This window comes from Paraburkholderia silviterrae (assembly GCF_004353915.1).
In the GTDB taxonomy this organism is placed as follows: Bacteria; Pseudomonadota; Gammaproteobacteria; order Burkholderiales; family Burkholderiaceae; genus Paraburkholderia; species Paraburkholderia silviterrae.
In genome coordinates, this window is sequence record NZ_SMRP01000037.1 from 35732 (window position 1) to 56923 (window position 21192).

Annotated in this window: 18 protein-coding genes; 6 read left to right on the forward strand and 12 right to left on the reverse strand. The window is 65.1% G+C overall.

What is annotated here, in order from left to right; genetic code table 11:
- Window positions 1-476: 476 nt before the first annotated feature.
- Entirely contained in the window at window positions 477-2054 is a 1578-nt protein-coding gene (locus tag EYW47_RS36210; RefSeq protein ID WP_133199612.1) for a phytoene desaturase family protein, read from the reverse strand.
- A gap of 355 nt (window positions 2055-2409) precedes the next feature.
- On the opposite strand from EYW47_RS36210, the gene EYW47_RS36215 reads away from it, so the two are divergent.
- Window positions 2410-3564 (forward strand): branched-chain amino acid ABC transporter substrate-binding protein, encoded by a 1155-nt coding sequence (locus tag EYW47_RS36215; protein ID WP_133199613.1) that lies wholly within the window; start codon window positions 2410-2412, stop codon window positions 3562-3564.
- Window positions 3565-3666: 102 nt separating this feature from the next.
- Here the strand turns inward: EYW47_RS36215 and EYW47_RS36220 are convergent, their stop codons facing one another.
- Both EYW47_RS36220 and EYW47_RS36225 read right to left on the reverse strand, forming a co-directional pair.
- Window positions 3667-4323 (reverse strand): MFS transporter, encoded by a 657-nt coding sequence (locus EYW47_RS36220; protein WP_133199614.1) that lies wholly within the window; start codon window positions 4321-4323, stop codon window positions 3667-3669.
- 181 nt (window positions 4324-4504) lie between these two features.
- Entirely contained in the window at window positions 4505-6715 is a 2211-nt protein-coding gene (locus EYW47_RS36225) for a serine/threonine protein kinase (protein WP_133199615.1), read from the reverse strand.
- Between the two features lie 446 nt (window positions 6716-7161).
- Here EYW47_RS36225 and EYW47_RS36230 point away from each other — a divergent pair, with 446 nt between their 5' ends.
- The 3 genes from EYW47_RS36230 to EYW47_RS36240 all read left to right on the forward strand — a co-directional run bounded on the left by EYW47_RS36230 (window position 7162) and on the right by EYW47_RS36240 (window position 8182).
- Entirely contained in the window at window positions 7162-7434 is a 273-nt protein-coding gene (locus tag EYW47_RS36230) for a hypothetical protein (protein WP_133199616.1), read from the forward strand.
- An 82-nt stretch (window positions 7435-7516) separates the two neighbouring features.
- Window positions 7517-7789, forward strand: coding sequence for a hypothetical protein (locus tag EYW47_RS36235; RefSeq protein ID WP_133199617.1), 273 nt, complete (start codon window positions 7517-7519; stop codon window positions 7787-7789).
- Window positions 7790-7966: 177 nt separating this feature from the next.
- The gene (locus EYW47_RS36240) at window positions 7967-8182 is read left to right on the forward strand and encodes a hypothetical protein (protein ID WP_133199618.1); all 216 of its coding nucleotides are present in this window, start codon (window positions 7967-7969) and stop codon (window positions 8180-8182) included.
- 65 nt (window positions 8183-8247) lie between these two features.
- Here EYW47_RS36240 and EYW47_RS36245 read toward each other — a convergent pair whose 3' ends face one another.
- Window positions 8248-8493, reverse strand: coding sequence for a hypothetical protein (locus EYW47_RS36245; RefSeq protein WP_133199619.1), 246 nt, complete (start codon window positions 8491-8493; stop codon window positions 8248-8250).
- A gap of 46 nt (window positions 8494-8539) precedes the next feature.
- The gene (locus EYW47_RS36250) at window positions 8540-9070 is read right to left on the reverse strand and encodes a lecithin retinol acyltransferase family protein (RefSeq protein WP_133199620.1); all 531 of its coding nucleotides are present in this window, start codon (window positions 9068-9070) and stop codon (window positions 8540-8542) included.
- A 464-nt stretch (window positions 9071-9534) separates the two neighbouring features.
- On the opposite strand from EYW47_RS36250, the gene EYW47_RS36255 reads away from it, so the two are divergent.
- Together EYW47_RS36255 and EYW47_RS36260 are read left to right on the forward strand one after the other, a co-directional pair.
- On the forward strand, window positions 9535-9822 hold the full coding sequence (locus tag EYW47_RS36255; protein ID WP_133199621.1) for a hypothetical protein: 288 nt from the start codon (window positions 9535-9537) through the stop codon (window positions 9820-9822).
- A 52-nt stretch (window positions 9823-9874) separates the two neighbouring features.
- A complete protein-coding gene (locus EYW47_RS36260) occupies window positions 9875-10669 on the forward strand; it encodes a PP2C family protein-serine/threonine phosphatase (RefSeq protein ID WP_133199622.1) in 795 nt (264 codons plus the stop codon).
- Window positions 10670-10677: 8 nt separating this feature from the next.
- Here EYW47_RS36260 and EYW47_RS36265 read toward each other — a convergent pair whose 3' ends face one another.
- The 7 genes from EYW47_RS36265 to EYW47_RS36295 all read right to left on the reverse strand — a co-directional run.
- Window positions 10678-12006 carry a sigma-54 interaction domain-containing protein gene (locus EYW47_RS36265; RefSeq protein WP_133199623.1) on the reverse strand — a complete coding sequence of 443 codons (1329 nt, stop codon included), beginning with the start codon at window positions 12004-12006 and terminating at the stop codon, window positions 10678-10680.
- On the reverse strand, window positions 12003-15074 hold the full coding sequence (locus EYW47_RS36270; protein ID WP_133199624.1) for a peptidase domain-containing ABC transporter: 3072 nt from the start codon (window positions 15072-15074) through the stop codon (window positions 12003-12005). The genes EYW47_RS36265 and EYW47_RS36270 overlap by 4 nt, the downstream gene beginning before the upstream one ends.
- 18 nt (window positions 15075-15092) lie before the next feature.
- A complete protein-coding gene (locus EYW47_RS36275; protein WP_133199625.1) occupies window positions 15093-15845 on the reverse strand; it encodes a peptidylprolyl isomerase in 753 nt (250 codons plus the stop codon).
- A 43-nt stretch (window positions 15846-15888) separates the two neighbouring features.
- Window positions 15889-17274 (reverse strand): beta-barrel domain-containing protein, encoded by a 1386-nt coding sequence (locus tag EYW47_RS36280; RefSeq protein WP_240764065.1) that lies wholly within the window; start codon window positions 17272-17274, stop codon window positions 15889-15891.
- A gap of 16 nt (window positions 17275-17290) precedes the next feature.
- Window positions 17291-19222: an FHA domain-containing protein gene (locus EYW47_RS36285; RefSeq protein WP_240764063.1), complete on the reverse strand. Its 1932-nt coding sequence runs from the start codon at window positions 19220-19222 to the stop codon at window positions 17291-17293.
- A gap of 114 nt (window positions 19223-19336) precedes the next feature.
- Window positions 19337-20830, reverse strand: a complete 1494-nt coding sequence (locus EYW47_RS36290) for an efflux transporter outer membrane subunit (protein ID WP_133199627.1) — start codon at window positions 20828-20830, stop codon at window positions 19337-19339.
- Window positions 20831-20939: 109 nt separating this feature from the next.
- Window positions 20940-21192, reverse strand: a 253-nt coding sequence (locus tag EYW47_RS36295) for a hypothetical protein (protein ID WP_420819405.1), incomplete at its 5' end; no start/stop codon positions are given.

A 21192-nucleotide genomic window follows, 5' to 3' on the forward strand; every position in this document is an offset into this window, starting at 1 on the left:
AACCTTTAATCGGAGCGGCTCCGGAGCATCCGTCATCTCGCACACTCCGCCTCAGTGACAAGGCGCTCATTCTTCCCGCTGCGCGCTACGCGCGAGCGGAAGGGTCTGCAAGGAAAACCGGGCGTGCTGCACGGCGAATGCGCGAGAGTACTGCCGGGTGAATATGCTGGAGTCCTACGAAAATGCGTGTGTCCCGCCGGTTTTGGGTTATGCCCCACGGCGCGCGGAGCGCCGCCGGATGGATGAGCCCTTAGTCACTCCGGGTGACGGCGCGTGATGACAGACGCCCCGGAGCCGCTCCGATTTACAGGGCAGTGGGGGACAGCGTCACACTGGCGGTTTGAGCCGCTTTCTTTTGCCTACTTTTCTTTGCGGCTGCAAAGAAAAGTAGGTGCCGCCCCGCACAGGGGCAACACAAATATACCTACATGAAAACAAGGAAAGGCCAAAGCAATTCAAATAAAATCAACCTATCTTCAACTCAAAATATTAGCCATCATCCACCCAGAAGCACCACTGAGTCCCGGCCCCGGATGCGTCGACGCCCCGATCTGATACACATTCCGATACGGCGTATCATAACCACGCCGTCCATTTACCCCTCCGAACGGCCGCAGCCAAAAAAACTGATCAGGCGAGCAAACACCCGAATACGGATCACCGCCCACGAGATTGCAATTGAGCGCTTCCAGATCCGCGGGCGAGTAGGCGCGCCGCCCCACAACTTTCCCCGACAACCCCGGCATAACCGCCTCCAAACGCCGCTGCACCCGATCAGCCACCTGCTCGCGCACGCGAACCGTCCATCCCCCATCGCCTGGAACATCAATTTCACCAAGCGCGTCGCCACGCAGCCGCGACGGCATCTCCTGCATCTGCAACCAAAGAATCGCTCCACCGGCAGGTGCACGGCTCGGATCCACAGCGGTAGGCTGACCAATCGCGATAGTGGGCCGCGCCGGAATCAACCCATTGTTGGCCTCGGTCACCGAAGCACAAACCGTCTCCATACTCTCAGTAAGATGCACAAGCGGCACATGCGCAAGCTCCGCATCGCACCAGTCGGGCGGCGACGCCAACGCAAAATGAATTTGCATGTCGCCGCGTCCGAAGTGATAAGCGCTGCCGCGCTCGCGCCAGGCCACGGGCGCATCCGGCAACAGCCGGCCATAGAGCTGCCGCGGCGTGACGTTGCAGACAACCGCCTCTTTCGCGCGCCAGGCCTTTCCGCCCGCCAGCACACCGGTCGCCCGCCCGTTTTCCACATGGACCCGCTCGACCTCCGTATCCGTCACGAAGACGCCGCCGTGACGCTCAATAACGGCACGAAACGCACGCACGATATTCGCGCTGCCACCCTTGACCACCGGCATGCCGCCCGCAATCACGGCGGCAAATGTGAGCTTGCCAATGAGCGCTGAGCACGCATCGTCGGGCCCCAGCCCGGTATGCAGCGTCCACGGCGCGATAGCCGCCCTGGCCAGATCCGAGCGCAACGTGCGTTCACTCCAGCGGCGGAAATTTTCGAGCGCGCCACCGGCAAATGACGCCAGCCCGTCGGTCCCACGCCGGCGCCATTCGCTCCAGAGCAGCCGCACCATCTTCCAGCCGTATGGGCGCTCTCCGAGCAAACCGAACGTCAGCGCGGCGTCCTCCCCAAACAGGCGTTGCGCCATCGCGGCGAACGCCGCGCCGTCGCCCGCGCACGCAGCGTCCAGGCGCTTCGCCGCATCGTCCAGATCGCGTCGAAAAGCGAGGGACCGGCCATCCGGCGTGACGACGCCCGTCGTATAAGCCGCGTGCAGGAATTCGAGCCCCTCGGCATGCAGGTCGTCCTTGAGTTCGGCATAAGCCGGGCTGCCCACGAACAGCGGATACCACGACGAAAGCACGTCGTGCGTATAGCCCGGAAACAACTCCTCGCTACGAATGCAGCCGCCAAGCTCGGCGTTGCGTTCGATCACGGTCACCCGCTTGCCTCTCCTCGCCAGAACCGCCGCGCAGACCAGCGAATTCATTCCACTGCCAACGATGATGACGTCCGTTTCTTGCATCGCGTTTCCTTGTCGTTCTGCCGCTCACGCGAGAACGATAGATCAGCGCCGAATCTGCGTTTGTCCAGAAAACGCATGGGCTGGCCGGTGCAGGCAACGATCAGGTTCATTGAGGATTGCCGGGGAACGCGCCGCTCAGCATTGGTAATCCGCGTTCCAGTGCGCCTGAGCGGGGCCTCCCGCACTATGCCGATTTCTGCATCAGCACGGTTTATTTTCGACAAGACCCGGCAACCCCCGGATTCGTATATTGCTCGTAGCCGACCGGAAAACGGAACGCGAGGAGACATGTGCCCGCAAGACCACCAGGGAGGCAGGCACCCGCACGATCCATCATCGAGGAGCACCCAAAACAATGAAGTTCCATCGCACAGTCATTTCCGCAGCATGCATCCTGGGCTTTACCCTGGCAGGCGCACCCTGCTCCTTTGCATCGTCGCCGGTCGAAGTGAAGATCGGCTTCGCCGCGCCGCTCACGGGCGGCCAGGCCCACTACGGCGCTGATTTCCGCAGCGGTGTGGAGCTTGCGATCGACGACATGAATGCCACGAACCCGGTGATCGGCGGCAAGCCCGTGCGTTTCGTCCTTGACGGCCAGGACGACCAGGCCGACCCGCGCACCGGCACAACGGTCGCGCAAAAGCTCGTGGACGACGGCGTGGCCGCCGTCATCGGCCACTACAACTCCGGCACCAGCATCCCCGCCGCGCCGATCTACGCGAAGGCGGGCATCCCGGAAATTGCCATGGCCACGGCGCCCACCTATACGCGCCTCGGCCTGCCCACCACCTTCCGCCTGCTGACTTCGGACACCCAACTAGGCAGCGTGCTGGGCGAGTACGCCGTGAAGGGCCTCAAGTTCAAGCGCCTCGCGATCGTCGACGACCGCACCGCTTATGGACAGGGCGTGGCCGAAGAGTTCGCCAAGGCCGCGAAGGCGGCGGGCGCCACCGTGGTCGATCAGGAATACACGACCGACAAGGCCGTGGACTTCCGCTCGATTCTCACGAAGATCAAGGCGGCAAACGTCGATGCGGTGTTCTACGGCGGCGCCGATACCCAGGCCGCGCCCATGCTGAAACAGATGCGCTCGCTGGCGATCAAGGCGGCGCTGATCGGACCGGACATGGTGCAGTCCGAAGACCTGATCAAGATTGCGGGTGGGGCATCCGAAGGCACGCTGGCCGCATCGGAAGGTAGCCCGCTCGAAAAAATGCCCGGCGGCAAGGCCTTTTCCGACCACTACACGAAGCGCTTCAACCGCCCTGTGGAACTGTACGCGCCTTATGCCTACGACGGCACGATGGCCGTGTTCAACGCCATGAAGACGGCAAACTCGACCGACCCGCGCGTCTTCCTCCCAGCGCTGAAGGCCACTAACATGAAGGGCGTGACCACCGCCGAGCTGTCGTACGACCAGTACGGCGACCTGAAATATGGCGGCGTAACGGTGTACAAGGTCGCGGGCGGCAAGTGGGTGCCGTTGCAGACCGTGGGCACGAAGGACTAACGCACGGGAAATACGCGCGCGGCCCGCGAAGCGTGCTTCGCGGGCCGCCCTGCGCTCGCAATCAGGGTCACCCCGTTGAAACCGCAGTGGTCGAAGGGGCGCTCAGGCGATGCCGCGCGCAGCGCTGCCAATACGTCTGCCCGAATAGACCAGCACCGCAACGCCGCCGGCTATGAGCAATGCGGCAAGAACGTAGAGTCCCGCATCGAGTCTGCCCGTGGTCGTTTTGATCCAGCCAATCAGCGCCGGGCTGAAGAAGCTGCCGAGCTGCCCGAGACTGCTGATCAATGCGATTCCGCCCGCTGCGCCAGAACCGGAGAGATGGTCTTTAGGCATGGACCAGAAGATGGGTAGCGCAGCGAACGTCAACACAACCGCGATGCTAAGGCACAGCAACGCCGAATACAGTCCGCTTCCGTACAAGCCAACAAGACAGAGCGCAAACCCGCCGCCAATGGCGCACACGGCGTAGTGACAAAATCGCTCGCGACGTTTATCCGAGTGGCGCGAGATGGCGACAATCCCGATTGCGCCGATCCCATAAGGGATGGCGCTCAGCAAGCCCGTGTCAAAGACACTGTGGATGCCGGCGCCGTGAATAATGGTCGGCAACCAGAAGCTGATGGCCATCGTTCCACAAGTCAGCGTGAAGTAGACCACCCATGCCGGTGTATTTGCACTGGGCGCAGCGCTTTGACCATCCCCAAGATCGAAAAGAGCAATGTGGGATCCATCGAACATGCGAAAGAAGATAGGCACGTACGGGCAGAATTCTCAAGTGCTCGGCACATGGTCTTATCTGTTCTCTGAAGAGGACTTCGAAACGATTACGCGTTGCGCGCCGGTCCTGCACGAAGCCGACCAGCTTCCCGCCAACTTGAGTCCCGCGAGGAAGAAGCAACAAGGTTCGTAGGCCCCATTCAAACCCGTGGCCCATGGATCATTCGTTGCGCGCATGCGTCGTGATCTGCACGAAATCGGCGGCAATGTGTCCGGCGCCGTAACGCGCTTCGATCTGCTTCAACTTCTGATCGACCGCCGCGAGGTACGCCGCGCGCGGCTCCGCCGGCGGCCGAATGCCATCGAACAACGGCGCGGGGGTGATCAGCAGTACGATCATCTCGGTGCCGAACGGCTTGTCGATGATCCAGTCGCCCGTGCTGCCGATCGTTGCCGAAAACCCCGCCGGCGCCTGGTTGTCGCGCTCGTGGTTGCTCGGCACCAGATGCACGACACTGCCATCGAGCGCGTAATAGTCCACGTTGACGTACGACTCGTAGTGCGGCGTGGTGATATCGACGACAAGCGGGCTGCCTTGCGTCAGGTGCGCGTCAGGCGGGCGCGTATGGATCGTCGCCCCGGCTCCCCCCTGATGATTGGCGCGCCAGTATGGCGCGAACGCATTGACGACCTCGCAGTTATGGCTTTCGACGGCGCTCACGTCGAGCTTCGCGCCCTGACCACCGGGCGTTTGCGCGAGCGCGCCATGCATGCGCGCCATGCCCTCACCCGCGTTGGCAAAGCCGCTGACCTGCAGCGCGTGCTCCGGCAGCGACGCTGCAAGCGCCGAGCACGGGATGCGCGCGAGCGTCGAGTTCAGCGCGGCCAGCGACGCCGCGCCTGGCACAGCGGCAACGATTGACGGCGCCGACGCTGGTGCGCTTGCGGCGCTTGCGGCGCTCGTGGCGCTCGTGGCGCTCGTGGCGCTCGTGGCGCTTGCAGCGGGCACATGCACATTCGCGACGACAGCGGTGGCAGTTGCCGCGCGCACGGGCGCTGCCGGTACGCTGGGGGCGGACGCCGGGCCACCCGACTGCGCAACCGTATTCGTCGCGCTGGCTGGGGCCACGGCGGCTGTGGAAGCGCTTTCGCGACGTGGTTCCTCATTCCCGGACAGCACGCGGTAGCCCAACCAGAGTCCCCCGGCAACGACCACGGCACCCGCGCCTATGATCCCGATCCGGGCGGCGGGAAACGCCGGTGCATGCGCAAGCACGCCCATGCCCTCGAGAAACTGCGTGACGCTCGCCGTGCGCGACGCGCGGTCAAACGAGAGCGCCGCGCTCAGGGTGCGCCATTGGGTGCGATCGAGCCCTTGGGGTCGCTCGGCGTGCATCTTCTCGCTGCGTGCCTGCGGGGCCGACTTGCGGTTGAACGGATGCTTGCCCGTCAGTAGCTCGTAGGTCACGCACGCGAGCGCATAGACGTCGTCGCGCGGGTCCGCCTCCCGATGCTCGAACATCTCGGGGCTCGCATAGGCGGGCGTGATGCCGCCGAGCGTGGCGGGATCGAACACGGTGACATCGGAATCTTCTTCGGGCCGCTGAAAGACCCGGGCAATGCCGAAGTCGATCACCTTGACGTCGCCGCCATCGGTGAGAAAGACGTTGGCCGGCTTGAAGTCGCAATGCACGAAGCCGCGCTCGTGCGCATAGGCCAGCGCCTGCCCCATGCCCGCGATGACCGCACGGGCCTGCTCGAAGGGCATGCCCGCGAAGCCCGGTGCGCGCAGCAGCTTGCTGAGCGGCTTGCCGGACAGATACTCCATGGTCAGATAAACGAGCGGACCGTCGCGATCGAAGTCGTACACCGTGACGATGTTCCGGTGCGCGAGCGTCTGCGCCTTGCGCGCCTCGCGCTGCAGCGCGATCAGCGAAGTCGGCTGGCCGCGAAACTGCACATTGAGCACCTTGATCGCGATGTACGGCTTGCGGTCGGACGCTTCGAGCTTGCGAAGATCGAGCGCCTTGTAGACGGTGCCCATGCCGCCCACGCCGAGACACTCCTCGAGGACGAAGCGGCCGTTGAGCGTGTCGCCGATCCCCTTGATGTGCTCCACGTGCTCCGTTTCGCCGGGCGCAACAGCAGCGCGCCCGCCCGACGGCGCATGGCCTCCCGAAGGGGTCTCCTGAATGCGGGTTTCGTCGCCGCTGGCCGTCGTGGTGCCCTGAAAGCGTTCGATGCGCCGCAGGACTTCCGTGTAGTCGGCATCGGGGAGCGGATGAACGGTCTGCGTCGCATCCACGGCTTCGCGCAGGAGGGCGCAGTTCGCTGAGTCGAACGCAAGCGCGCGATCGATCTCGGCGAAAAACGCCTCGCGTGAAAGCGTCCCGCTCTGGAATGTCTGGATCAGCTGCGTAAGGCTCATCATTCGTATGCCTTCAACTCAGCTTGAATTTGCGCTCGCCGCGACGAGCGCCATCGTGCGCGCGAAGCCCTTCGCGACCTGTATGAGGTGAGATTAGTCTGCCGCAACGCACAGTGCAATCGGTGCCTGAGCTAGATAGCGGCTCGCGTGGCTTTAATGCAGCAAGATGCAGCACGGTCCCGCGTCCTGCGCGTCGCCTGTTGCCGCCAACCCAACGCCCGTGCAGCGCGCTGTTGGGCGCACACCATCAGCGCTCGCGCGCGCGAGCCGTGCCGCACGGTGGGCCGGCGCGCCGCGCACCGGCGCAAACCCCCGTCAGACAAGGCGCCGCGCATCGCGCAGCGTGGCGGCCACGTGGCTGGCACACCCTGTGCATTAAGAGGAGCGAGCCCGCAACACATTGCAGCTCGATCACCCACTACCCTGTATTGCCCTTCTGGAGAACTGTCATGAGCAAGCTGATGATCGCAGACCTGAGCGTCGCCCAAGAACTCGACCGCCGTGAAATGAGCGCCGTGCGCGGCGGCAACCTGGGTGGCCTGTGGCCCGTCTACTACCCGACGCCGAGCGTGAAGGTCAACACGACCAACTTCAGCGCGGAGCAGCTGATCGGCCAGACCAACAACATCGTGAACGAAACGGGCAACGACGTCGCTTTCGCCTCGGGCATCCACTCCACCGTCAACCCGGTGCAGACGGCCAAGAACACGATCAACTTCTGATCGCCCCACCGGCGGGGCGAATGCAACACGCTGAATCGTTGCGCCGCCCCCGCCTCTTTTCATCCACTTCTGGAGGCTTATCATGTCTTCTATCGTTATCCGCGAGCTGGCCCCCGGGACGGAACTCGACCGCCGCGCCATGTCAGCCTTGCGCGGCGGCTCCAGCAACGCGGTCTCCGGTTACGGGCCGATTGCCAACATCAACGTGTCGCCGACTGTCGAGCAAAACATCGAGCAGATTCAGGTGGTCAACGTCAACGCGCTCAATAACATCGGTTACATCGGCGCGGGCTTCGGACCGCTGAATCTCAAAGTCAATCCCTCGCAATATGCGAACACCGGTGTGACGTTTTAACCGCCGCCCCACCCCGACGACGCAGACGGTGCCCCACGGCGCCGTCTGCGTCTTCGCGTGCGCCGGGCGTCAACTATAGTGAAGGCAGTGAGCCGAAAGCTCGCCGTCACGGTGTAGCGCCGCGCTCGCGCCGGCGTGCTGCCTTCCCCCTTCGAATGCGCTCGCATGGAGCAGACCATGGGTACTCTCGTCATCAAGGATCTTCCGGAAAGCGTGGATCTGGACAGGCAGGCGATGGCCGCGATCACCGGCGGCGCGAGGATCGGCTCGCATCAGACGCTGCTCGCGCCACGCCCGTTCACCGGACTGCGCGTGGCGGTCGCGGACCCGCATACGCCGCGAGGGCTGGCAACCGTCACCGCGGCCCCGCCCCGTCCCACACTGCTGCGCTGATTTCCCGCCTGGGTTGCCGCGCGTCGATACGCCGGTGCACGCCGGCGTGTCACGCGCAAGACGCGTCACGCGCTGGCGCGCGTCGTCATGGCCGGGCGACTGGCCGCCGGCGGAAACACGCACCACGATCCATCGCCGTGACGGAAGAAGAAGATTGCAATCGTGCGCGCGGGATGCACCGCCTCCACGCACACGTAGCGCAGCCGGTTTGCCTGCATGCGGCTAAAGCACACCACGTGAGCCGGCACACCTGCATTGGGCGCCAGCCACTTGTCGACGAGCAGGCGCAGCGACGATCCGGTGGCATTCATGACGGTCTCCGAAGCAAAGGGTGGCGGCGACGACTGAACATGGCGCTCACGCCGCCTGCAGGGCGAACGCACCGCGATGCGCCTGGGCACGGCGCGCCCGCACCAGCGCGCGGACGGCGCGAATGGCGGCAAGCGGATGACCGATGCACGTGCGAACCTGTTCGCTGCGGCCCTTGCCGTCCACGCACCACGTGCAGAAGTGCTCGCAGTTGTTGGTCAGCAGGCGATAGTGGTCTTCACCGAGACGGGAGCGCGCCCGCGCGACGGCTTCGCGGCCTGCGTAGACGGCGAACGGATGCGCGACGATTTCGACTTCGTGACCGGCCGCGAAGCGTTCGAGCGAGACTTCCTCGATCGGGCCGCGATGCAGCGACGTGCATAGACCGGCATAGTGGACGACCCGGCCCGCGCCGACATAGATACCGTGATGGCTGTAGCCCGCGCGACGCGAAACGAGATGGGCGCCAAGCGGCAGTTCAACGGCGGCCACCACTGCCTTTTGAGCGATCGAACGAGCAGCGGCGCACGGTGTCGTGTCTGCGCTGCGGGTGTTCGTCGGTTGAAGGTCGGGGCACATGGCGAAGTCCATCTGGCGGGTAGCTAGCAAAGGGTTTGCCGGTTGCCAACTACCCTGCATCAGACATGCCAGACACGCCGATAACGGCTGCACAAGGCCTGGCGGGATATCGCGCGCCGCCGTGGCGCCGGTGTGTTAGCCGCCGACCAACGGATTTGCCTCATGGATGTTGGCGGCAAGCCACCAGATCGGCTTCGAACCGGCAACGATGGACGGCGCCACATGTGTCGGAGTACTCACGACGGCGGGCGCGGCTTGTGTTGGGACGCGCCCGACCATTGCGCAACGAGGCCGCGAGGCACTAGCATGCGGAGAACGCGTCCCCGTCCCGCTGCGTCTTGCGGGGCAAGCCTCGCAGCGAAAAGACGAGCGATCCCCGGCGCGCGCTGCGCACTGGCATGGCGCTTGCATGGTATGGCTGCCGAGCCGCGCGCTTGCGGCCACCCTCTCGATGGAGACCCGTCATGACCTCGCTCACGATCACCGACCTTCACCTGAAGCGCGATATCGACCCCAGGGCCATGTCGTTCATACGAGGCGCCGGTGCGCCGTGGGTGTTCGGCTGGATTCAGCCATACGAGCCTGCACAAGCGTCGGCCGGCCCCGTCATCAATCTGTACCAGACCAACAACACGTTCTACGCGAATCAAGTGGTCAATCAGTACCAGATGCTCGACGTGACCAACTCCGCGGCCAATTCGAACGTGGTGGTGGGCGTGGGCCAAAACGGCAAGAATAATGGTCTGGTGTAGGGCCTGAGATTAGCGGGGATTAGCGGGGGAGCAGGCCCTGGCCTTCGGAGGCATGATCGTGACAACCGCACTGCATTGGAGCTCGGCATCGCGCACCGACGTAGGCCGCGTGCGGGCGCTCAATGAGGATGCGTGTCTCGATCTGCCGCAGCAGGGCCTGTGGGCCGTGGCCGACGGCATGGGCGGCCACACGGCGGGAGACCTGGCCAGTGCGATGATCGTGCGCTCGCTCAGCGCACTGGCCACCCTTGCCGCGGCGGGTTCGCTGGCGAGCACACAAGGCGCGGCGCGCGGCGCGCTGCAGACGGTGAACCGGCAGCTGCGCGACGAAGCGGCGCGACGCGGCGTGCGCATGATCGGTAGCACCGTAGCCGTGCTGATGGCGAGTGGGCGCGAGTGCAGCTGGCTGTGGGCCGGCGACAGCCGCATCTATCTCTATCGCGACGCGCGGCTCGAGCCGCTCACGACCGACCACAGCCACGTAGCGGCGCTCCAGGCGCAGGGCCACCTCAGCGCCGAAGCGGCGCGCCACCATCCATCGCAGCATCTGATCACGCGGGCCGTGGGTGCATCGGATTGGCTCGAGCTCGACGAAGGCCGCATCGCCGTGCGCGACGGCGATCGTTTCCTGCTTTGCAGCGACGGCCTGAGCAACGAATTGCAGCCGCCCGAGATGGCACGCGCGCTCGAGGACGGCGACTGCCAGCTCGCGGCCGACACGCTTGTCGATATGGCCTTGCAGGCGGGCGGGCGCGACAACATCACCGCCGTGGTCATCCGCGTCGAAGACCCCGACGCCGCGGATCATACGCTGCTCAATCCTGCCCTGCCCACCGGGCGGCAGTGAACCGATGCTCAGGATTCCTTTTCGCGATCCGGCTTCTCCGCGTGACGAAAATCCTTCGAATGGATGCCGTGCTTCTTGAGCAGCATTTGCAGATGCGAGCGGTTCATGTCGCAGCGGCGCGCGAGCTCCGCTACCGTCCCGCCGGTCTCCTGCAAACCGCGCTCGAGAAACGCGCGCTCCGCTTCATCGCTCGCGGCGCGCTTGGCGTCGCTGAGCGAAAGCGGTGCACCCGATGCTTCGGACTCCACCAGACGCAGCGCCGCGGCAGCCGGGCCGGGGCGGATGTCGTCGGGCAGATGCTCGATGTCGGCGGTGTCGCCGGCAAGGCATGAGAGCCGATAGACGAGATTGCGCAGCTCGCGGATATTGCCTGGGTACGCATAGGTGAGCAGGAAATCGCGCAGCTTGGGCGTCAGCTTCACGGGGCGGCGCTTGAGCTGGCCGGCCGCTTCGTCGCCGAAATACGCAATCAGCAGGGGAATCTCGTCGCGGCGCTCGCGCAGCGCGGGCAGCGTGACATGAATGACGCTGAGCCGGTAAAAGAGATCCTCGCGAAACTGCCCCTGGGCGGCAAGCTCGCGCAGGTTCCGGTTGGTCGCGGCCACGATGCGCGTGTCCACCGCAATCGGCTCGTCCGAGCCCACGCGCTGGATCTCGTGCGATTCGAGCACGCGCAGCAGCTTCACCTGCCCTTGCAGCGGCAGCTCGCCGATTTCGTCGAGAAAGATCGTGCCCGTGTGCGCGCTCTCGAACTTGCCCTTGCGGTCGCTCGATGCGCCCGTGAACGCCCCCCTGCGATGGCCGAACAGTTCCGATTCGAGCAGGTTCTCCGGAATCGCGCCGCAGTTGACCGAGATATAGGGCCGCTCGGAGCGCGCGCCGTTGGCGTGGATGACCTTCGCCATCAGCTCCTTGCCGGTGCCGCTTTCGCCGTCGATCAGCACGGGCAGGTCGGTGGGCGCCGCCTTTTCCGCAATTTCGAGTGCCGCCAGCAGCTTCGGGTTGTCGCCGAAGATGCCCTCGAAAATGAAGCTGCGCTCGATGAGCGCCTCGCGCCGCCGGTGCGCGGAGGGCGAGAGCGCCTCGGGCTGGTCCGCCGCATCGGGCGCGTCGTGTGAACCGGGCACATCGGCCGCCGCCTCGACGAAGCGCTCCTTGCGCGAGAGCTGCATGACTTCGTCGCGCAACGCGTTCGACTGGTTCAGGAGCTTCTCGATCTCCGCGCGTTCGAGCCGCGGCGCCCAGCGCAGCGTGGAGCGCAGGATCTCGATCTTTTCGAGCAGCCCGGCATAGGAGACCACGGAGCTGCCGAATCCGTGCGGGTCGAAGAGCTTCATGACGCACCCAGCTGTTTCTGCACGAGCTGGTAATACATGCCCTTGCGCGCGATGAGCTCCTCGTGCCGCCCCTGCTCGACGATTGCGCCCTCGTAAAGCACGAGAATCTTGTCGGCCTGCATGATGGTGCTGAGCCGGTGCGCGATGATGAGCGCCGTGCGGCCCTGGAGGATGTCGTGCATGTTCGAGAGGATGTTGCTCTCGGACTGCGTGTCGAGCGACGAGGTGGCTTCGTCGAACACGAGCAGGCGCGGGTCGTGATAAAGCGCACGCGCGATGCAAAGGCGCTGGATCTGCCCGCCCGAGAGGCCCATGCCGCGCTCGCCCACCATCTGCTCGTAGCCGAGCGGCATTTTGGCGATGAACGCGTGCGCGTCGGCCATGCGCGCCACTTCCTCCATGCGGCGCCAGTCCGGGCTCGCGTCGCCGCAGGCGATGTTCTCCGCGATCGTGCCTGAGAACACGAGATTGGTCTGCATCACGTAGCCAACCTGGGCGCGAAAGTAGGCGTGATCGATCGCGCTCATGTCGTAGCCGTCCACGTTGATCTTGCCCTCCGTGGGCGCATAGAAGCCCACCAGCAGCTTGGCGAGCGTGGTCTTGCCCGAGCCGCTGCGCCCGACGATCGCCACCATCTGGCCCCGGCCAATCGAAAAGCTGATGTTCTCCAGCACATAGGGGGTTTCGTTGCCGCCGTAGCGGAAATACACGCTGTCGAACTCGATGTCGCCCTGCACATCGGGCAGCAGCACGCGCGACGCGAGATCGGCGGGCTTCTGCTCGGGCTCGATGTCGAGCACGTCGCCCAGGCGCTCCATGGCCACCGCGGCGTCGTTCATGAGGCTCCAGAGCCCGACGAGGCCCATGAGCGGCGCGAGCACGCTGCCCATGAACGCATTGAAGGCAATCAGCTGCCCGATGCTCAGTTCCTGATTGAGCACGAGCGTGGCCCCCGCCCACAGAATCACGATCGTGGTGGCGGCGTTGAGCAACTGGCTGCCGAGGCCCACGAGAATGTTGAACGCCTGCGCGCGGTACTGCACTTCGAGCGACTTGGCGTACTTGCGCTCCCACTTCAGGCGCACCGCCCGCTCGATGCCCATGCCCTTCACCGTCTCCACGCCGCCCAGCGTCTCCATCAGCATCGAACGCGCGTCCGTCGAGGCGGAGAACACCTCGCGCGCATAGCGCTTGATTTTCGGCGTCGCAATGGCGGTCAGCGCCATGATGGGGACGACGAAGGCGATCAGCAGCAGCGTGAGCTTCACGTTGTAAAGAAACATGATCGTGAAGTAGATGAAGATCATCAGCAGATTGAGCGCCGTGCTGACCGTCGATTCCGTGAGGAACGCGCGGATCGTCTGGTTCTCCTGGAAGCGCGCGAAGATATCGCCGGTCTTGCGGCGCGCGAAGAACGAGAACGGCAGCGACATCGTGTGCTTGAAGAACTGCGACATCATCGCGAAGTCGAGACTGCGCACCATGAAATTCGACAGATGCGCGCGTATTGTCGCCATCAACTGCGTGAACACGTGCGAGATGACCAGCCCCACGATCAAGAGGTGCAGCAGGCTCACGTTCTGGTGCACGATCACGCTGTCGAGGATGGTCTGGATGATGAGCGGCGGCACCACGCCGAGCATCTGTATCACGAAGGTGGCGAGGAACAGGTGTGCGAGTATCTTCCGGTACGGCAGCAGATAGCCGATGAAGCGCACCCACGGCGAGCGCGACGCCGCCTGCGCGCCGGTGGTCTCAGCCGCGCTGAACAGCAGGCAGGTGCCGTTCCAGCCACGCTCGAACGCTTCCACGCTCAGCTTGCGAAAGCCCAGCGCCGGGTCGGCCACCCTCACCCACTGCTTGGACACGCCGTACACGACGATATAGTGGTAGCCCTCCCAGTGCGCGATGAAGGGCAGCTCGAAGCCTTGCAGCGCCTCGTAGGTGCACTGCACGCCGCGCGCCGTGAAGCCGAGCGACTCGCCGGTGCGCGCGAGGCTGTCGAGCGTCGCGCCCTGCGTGGTCACGTTCGCGAGATCGCGCAGCTTGCCTAGCGTCATCGCAATGCCGTAGTGGCGGCAGATCATCGCGAGGCACGCCGCGCCGCAATCCATCTCCTCGGCCTGCTCGACCAGCACGAAGCGCTTGATCACGCGCTCGTTGAATTTCGCGTCCGCGCCGCTGTCGACGGCAAGCGGCCGGCTGCGGCGCTCGGCCAGCTTCTTCTGCCGCTGCAACTCGCGCTCGGTGAAGCGGATGCGCTCCTCCAGCACCTCGCGCAATTTCGGATTGCGCTCGAGCATGAAGTGCACGGTCTTCTCGGGGATCACGAGAAGACGGACATCGGTGAGCGCGGTCACCGTGGCGAGCTGGTCCTGGCGCAGCAGGCACGCGCGCTCTCCGAAGATCTCGCCCGCGCCCAGCTTCGCGAGTGCGTAGGCGTTGCCGTCTTCCTCCCGTGTGATGCTGACTTCGCCCTGACGCACGACATAGAGCCGCATATCGCCGCCGGCACCCTGGCGCACGATCTCCTTGCCCGCGCTCACGCGCTTGACGCCGACGCTCGACACGTACTCCTCGAGCTCGGCGCGCGAGAGCTTGCCGCGCAGGTCGAAAAGCCGCGAGACGAAGCCGCCGGCGGAGCTGATCGCCACGTAGCTCGTCACAAACGACTGCGCGCCCGGGTTCGCGAGCAGCAACGGTTCGAGCGCCGCGCGCGGTATGCAAAGCACCTCGGTCTTGGTAGACGCGCGCACCGAAGCTTCGTGCCAGTAATCGCGCAGCATCGCGATTTCGGCGAACACCTCGCGCTCCTTGCGCACGCCGAGGCTCGTCTCCTTGCCGCGCTCCTCCGCGATCAGCCGCACCGAGCCCGAGCGGATCACGTAGAGTCCGGCCGCGGCTTCGCCGTGCTTGCAGATCGTGTCGCCGAACGCGTAGCTGCGCACTTGAACCTGCGTGGCGAGACGATCGAGCTCTTCGCGCGAAAAGAGCGAGAGCGATTCAACCGATGCCAGAAAGTCCGTGAGCGTCGGTGCGCTGGCCGGTGCGGGCGCCTGGGTGTCCATGTGCGGGCCTGGGCGCGCTCAGCGCGCGTCGATGATGTGTTCTTGTGCGCGCTCGGCAAGCCATTCTTCGCGCAGGAGCCGTCTTACCTCGGACGAAACGTCCGCGTCGAGCGTCGCCGGGTGCTTCGCGCTCACGCAGAAGATTTCGAAGAACGAGCCGTCGGGCGCGGGGAACGGGCCGAGCAGGTCCCCCACCTGGGCGTTGAACACCTTCGCCTCGATGTCCGTTTTCAATGAGCCGCGCAGCACCTTGCCGATCACGCCGCCACGCTCGCTCGTATCGGCGATCGAGTGCTCGCGCGCCATCTCGCCGAATGTCTGCGGTTCGTCCTCGAGGATGGACATGACCTCTCGCGCCTTGCCTTCGGAGTCGACCACGATATGACTCACTTCGATGCTGTCGAACTTTGGTGAATTGAGCTTGAAATAGCGCTCGACCGCCTCGTCGTTGCAGATCCGGTCGAAGGTCTTTTCCTGGTAGAGCGTGTCGGTGATAAAGCCCTCGAATTCGTCGAGGCTGATGCCGAACACGTCCAGATAGCGGTTCATGTCCGCCGCCCGGTGCAGGCCCCGCACGCGGCGGAACTGGTCGGCGCGCTGCTGGATTTCGTCGGGGCTCACCTGCACGCCCATCTTCTTCGCCGCAATGACCGTGAGCCGGTCGCGCACCTGCTGCTCGACCAGGCTCTCGAACTGCCCCGTGAGCTTGAGCACGCGGATGAAATCCTCGGTGCCGATCGTCTCGTCGTCGATATGCACGATTGCCGTCATGTCGTTCCCCTGATGACTGAGTTCTGGATACGGTGTTCTGGATTCAGCCTGCGATCTGCCGGAACGGGTCCAGCGCGTAATCGATCAGGCGCCGCTCGCGCACGACGATCTCGGCCGTCGCCGTCATGCCGTAGCGCAGCGGATAAGTCGTGCCGGCGATCGAAAAATAATCGCGCGCAAGGCGCACGCGCCCTTCGTAGACCGGCTCGCGCGTCTGCGCCTGCGGCTTGGTGGTGGGCGAAATGTATTCGAGCGTGCCGTCCACCACGCCATAGCGCTGGTATGGAAACGCATTGAACTTCAGCTTCACGGGCAGGCCTTCGTGCAGGAACGCGCGGTCCTGCTCGGCAATGGCCACTTTCACGACCGGCCGCGCATTGGCCGGCGCAATGCCGCCAAGCGGCGTGTTCGCCTGGATCTTGTCGCCGGGCTGGGTGGTCGTCACGTCCGTGATCACGCCCGAGACGGGCGCGAGCACGAGCAGGAAATTGTCCTTGTCGATGTTCTCGAAGCGGATGCGCGCCGCCGCGTCGGCGGCAAGGCGCGCCGTCTGCACCTGCAAGCGCAGCTTGTCCTCCGTATTGGCGATCTCGCGCTCGGTGGCGTCGTATTCAATGCGCAAGCTCGTGAGCTGCTCCGCGCTGCCTTCGAGCTGCGCCTTCGCCTGCGAGAACTCGTGGCTCGTCTGCGCCTGCAGCTCGGCGAGCCGCGCCTGGGCAATCCGCAGGTTGTTGTCCGCCTGCAAATAAGCGCTGCGCTTCTCCTCGACCTGGCTTTGCGCAATGCCGCCGCCGCCAGGCAGCGCAAACAGGCGCTCGTATTTGTCCTGCTCTTCCTTCGCGAGGTCGCGCACGTGGCGCGCGTTGTCGATGTTGGCGCGCGCTTCGTCGAGCTGGGCGTTCTCGGCCTGCGCGAGCTTGCTCGTGCCTTCCGTCACCCGGTTCTCGTGCTGATGCGCCTCGACGTCGATCTGCGCCTTGAGCGCCTCGGCCTTGCGCTCCATGAGCGCCTTCTTTTCGGGGAACTCCTTCCAATCGCGCTCGGCGTCGTCGAGCTTCAGGCGCGCGTCGAGTGCGTTGGTCGCCGCCTGGATCGCACCGCGCGCATTGATGCGGCCGATCACGTCGTCCTTCTCGACCGGCTGGCCTTCGGCGATGTAGATATCGACGAGCTCGCCATCCACGGGCGCGTAAATGCGGCGCACCTCCGACTCGGGAGCGAGCGTGCCCTGCGCGCTCACGATCACGTCCGCGCGGCCGATCAGCGACCACGCAAGTCCGCAGACCACGAGCGCGACCATGGCGATCACCGTCGCCTCCATGAGGCGCCATGGCCGCGCGGTCAGGATCGCGACGCCTTCCTCGCTGTGCTCGTCCAGCGCCTCGCCAAGCGGCCGTGGCGGCTCAGCCGCTGGATGCGCTACGCGCAGGCGCGCGCGCACGCGCTCAATGAGACGGGAGAGCTTCACCGTGGTCTCCTGCCGCTGCGAGCTTTTCGAGCGCGCCTGCATGGGCCGCGAACTGCGGCGTGGCGAAATGGGCCGCGCCAAGGCGGTCGTGCACGGCCTGCAGATGGCCCGCGTGCGCTTCGCTGTCGATCTGCTGGTACTGGTCGAGGTCGGCGCGCACGGCGTCCAGCCCGGCAAGCCGCGGATAGCGCTGCCCATAGTCGGTCAGCGTCGCGGCGAGCGTGTCGAGACGGTCGCTATCGAGCGCCTTGTCGATCTCCGCCTTGATCCGGTCGAGCGCCGCCACGTAGACCGAATCGTCGCTTTGCAGCTTGCGCAAGTGGCTGAGCGCATCGGCATACACGGCGGCAAACGCCGGCACATAGGCCGAAATCCTGTCGAGCGCGCGCTGATGCTCGCCGGGGTCGTCGTTCCAGCGGCTCGTCAGCGCACGGATGGGCGCCTCGTCGCGATAGATGCGGATCGGCGCTTCAGGGCCGCCGCGTCCCAGCACGAACGATTGCAGCGCCCCCATCCAGTCGATGTTGTCCACGAGCGGCGCGGCGTCCGCGTTATGACGCGCGAGCGTGCGCATCTCCTGCACGATGGCCCGCGCGCGATCGAACGCGCGTGCATTGATGGCGGCGATCCACGCCGGCACCTTCGCCTTGATGAGCGCTTCTGTCCCCATGGCACGCCAGGCGCCGTCGTCGGGCTCGCGTGCGAGGTATCGATCGGCCATCAGCGCCGCGCTTTCGTATTGGCCGCTCGTCAGCAAGGCTTGCATGTCGCGTTGCGGCGCGCCCTGGAACACCGTCGTCGCGACCAGCACGACGAGCACGGCAATCACGCCTGCGCCCCACCCTGCGAGCCGGCGCATGTTGATGCGCCCGCTGCCGCCCAGCGCTTCGCTCAACTCGCTGAGAAAGGTTTCGACGCGTCCCCGCTTGCGCCTCGCGTCCTGGGTGGCTTCGCCGCCGCGGCCGGGCGCATCGGCATCGGGGTTGATCTCGTCGTCCTGTGCCGGAACCGGCGGCGTGCAGAAAATATCGAGGAACGAATGGGCCGTGCCGACGAACGTCGTGCGCTCGGGGTCCGCTGCGAGGGCGGCCGCGTCGGGCCGGCGCGTCGCGGTGGCGGTGGCATCGCTTGCGCTGGCGCTGTCCAGGCCGACGCGGTAGACAAAGTGGTCGCCACCGAAGGCAAGCCGCTGCCCCTCTTCGAGCCGCACCGCCTGCTCGTCGAGACGGCGCCCCTCGACGAAGGTGCCGTTGGTGCTGCCGAGGTCTTCGACATAGACGGCGTCGTCCTCGGCATAGATATGCGCATGGCGTCGCGACAGATAGTTCACCTGATGCGGATAAGCCTCGCGATACTGCGCGAAGGTCTCGTCCGCCTTGCTCACGAGAAACGGAAAGCTCGTGACGACGATCTGCTGCAAGCCAAGATCGCCGCGCTCGGGCGTGAGCGTCACAACCGCCTGGCGCACCGCCTCGCGCGCCGCACGCGGCGCGAAGCCGACGCGAAACGAGAGCGCGCCGGCAAAGCACAGCTCGTCGCCATCGTTGAGCACATGGGGTTTTTGGGCGACTTCGATGCCATTGACCGCGGTGCCGTTCTTGCTGCCGAGGTCGGCCACATAGGCGGCGCGGCCTTCGCGGAAGATGCGCGCATGACGGCGCGAAAGGTCCACGACGAACTCGGGCCGCGCCGACGCAAACGGCGGCTGCGTTCGCCCCACCGCGAACAGATCCTTGTCGATGTGGATCTCGCCCAACTCCGGATGCGATATCGGACGCAGCACGATATCGAACGTCCGGTCGAGCGATGTCTCTTTCTCGGCAATCGAAGCGGCGTCAGTCACCATGATTGCGCCAACGATCAGCAGTTGTCCGCCAGACTGCGCGCAGCGCGAGCGCTGCGCGCGCACGGACTGTCCTTGTGAAGCCGCGCGCCTTGCACATGGCGATCGGGGTGTTAGAAAAGTGTAGGCGACGGATCGCGGGAATCAAACAACCGGCGTGGCTCGCCGGGATACGCGGGCTCACCGCGCGGGGGCTGCGGGCGCAGCGGAGCCGGATGCCACGTTGGCGACTTCGACGTCGGTCCACCCGCCGCCCATCGCCTTGTAGAGCGTAACGGTGTCGCTCAGGATCTGCTCGTGATTGGCGAGCAGCGAAAGCTCCGCGGAAGCGAGCGAACGTTCGGACTCCAGTACTTCCAGCTGCGAGACGAGCCCCTCCTTCAACTGCGCCTCGACCTGCGCCGCGACGGTGCGCAGACGCTCGTTCTGCTCCAGCAGCTCGACCCGCTGCTTCTTGTGCGCGTCGAGGTTCACGAGCGCGTTCTCGACCTCTTCGAAGGCCGTGAAGACCGCCTGGCGATACTGCTCTTCGGCAACCTTGCTCTGCGCCTCGGTCGTCTTGATATGGGCATGTACACCGGGATCGAACATCGGCAGGTCGATGCTCGGCATGAAGCTCAACGTGAACACCTTGAAGAGATCGGAGAGCGAGAACGCGGCCGTGCCGGCCCGGCCAGTGAGACTGATGGTCGGCAGCTGCGCGAGCCGTGCGGACCCGACTTCATCATACGATTCGAGAATGCGGTATTGCGCGGCCACCACATCGGGGCGGCGGCCGAGCAATTGGGCGGGCAGCCCCATGGGCACGTCGGGGAACTTCACGCGCTGGCGCAGCTGGCCCACCGGCATCTTGAACTCGCCCGCCGGCACGCCGATCAGCGTAGCCAGCGCATTTTCGGCCGTATCGCGCTCGCGGTGCAGCTCGAGCAGCTCATTGACGAGCCCGTTGATCTCGGCGCTCTGGCGCAGGACCTCGGTCTTGGGCGCAACACCGTTTGCGTACATCTGCTGGTAGATCGTGAGGATTTGCTTGTTCTTGTCGAGCGTCTGTTGCTCCTCTTTGATCTGATCGTCGAACTGGAGGATCTGGAAATAAGTGGTCGCCACATTGGCCACGAGCGTGAGCCAGCCAGCACGCCAGTCGGCCTCGCTCGCATGGAATTCGGCCTTCTGGGCCTGCACGCTCTTTTCGACCTTGCCCCAGATATCGATGTCCCAGTTCACCTGCGTGGCCACATCGTAGGTCTTCGTGAGCCCGACACCCGTGCTCTTTTCATAGTCGATGCCGGCGCCCGCATCGACCGTGGGCAGCTGGCCGGCCTGCACTTCGCCGATCTGCGCGCCGGCCACGCCAATGCGCGCCGCCAGAATCTTGATGTCGACGTTGGCCGAGATGGCCTTGTCGATCAGCGTGTTCAGATAGGGATCGTCGAAAGCCTTCCACCATTGCGGGTCGACGGTGGCTGCCGCTGAAACGGCACCGCGCGTATGCGCCCAGCTTTCCTTGGCCGGCATGTCCGGGCGCCGGTAGGCGGGAGTGCTGAGGTCGGTGCAGCCGCACAGCAACGCGGCGCACAATCCCGCTGCGCCGGCAACGCGCGCCAGCAAGCTCGGCGTGCCGAAACGGGCATAGGGGTGCGACTGCGCGGTCGACGGCGAAAGAGCGGTGTTCACGATCGACTCCTTGAGCGGAACGCGGCGATGGGGGTGCGAGGGATGGGGAAACGAGGAAAGCGATGAGAGCGCCGTGGAGGCGCCGGAGCCTCCACGGCTTGCGGCGTGCTCAGTAGTAGTTGATCGTGTTCTTGGCGGTTTGAACCGGGTTGACCGTCGAGTGAATGCCGGTCACGAACGCCACATCGTTGCCCGTGGTGTTCACGATGTCGTTGGTCTGGCCGATCAATTGGGAAGCGCTGAAGTTGGTCGTGTCGATCTTCACGCTTGGGGTCGGGTAGTAGAAGGGCAGCAGGCCGCCAAGGTTGCCGCCGCGCACGGCGCTCATTTCACGGCGGTCGAGTTCTTGGGCGACGCTCAGG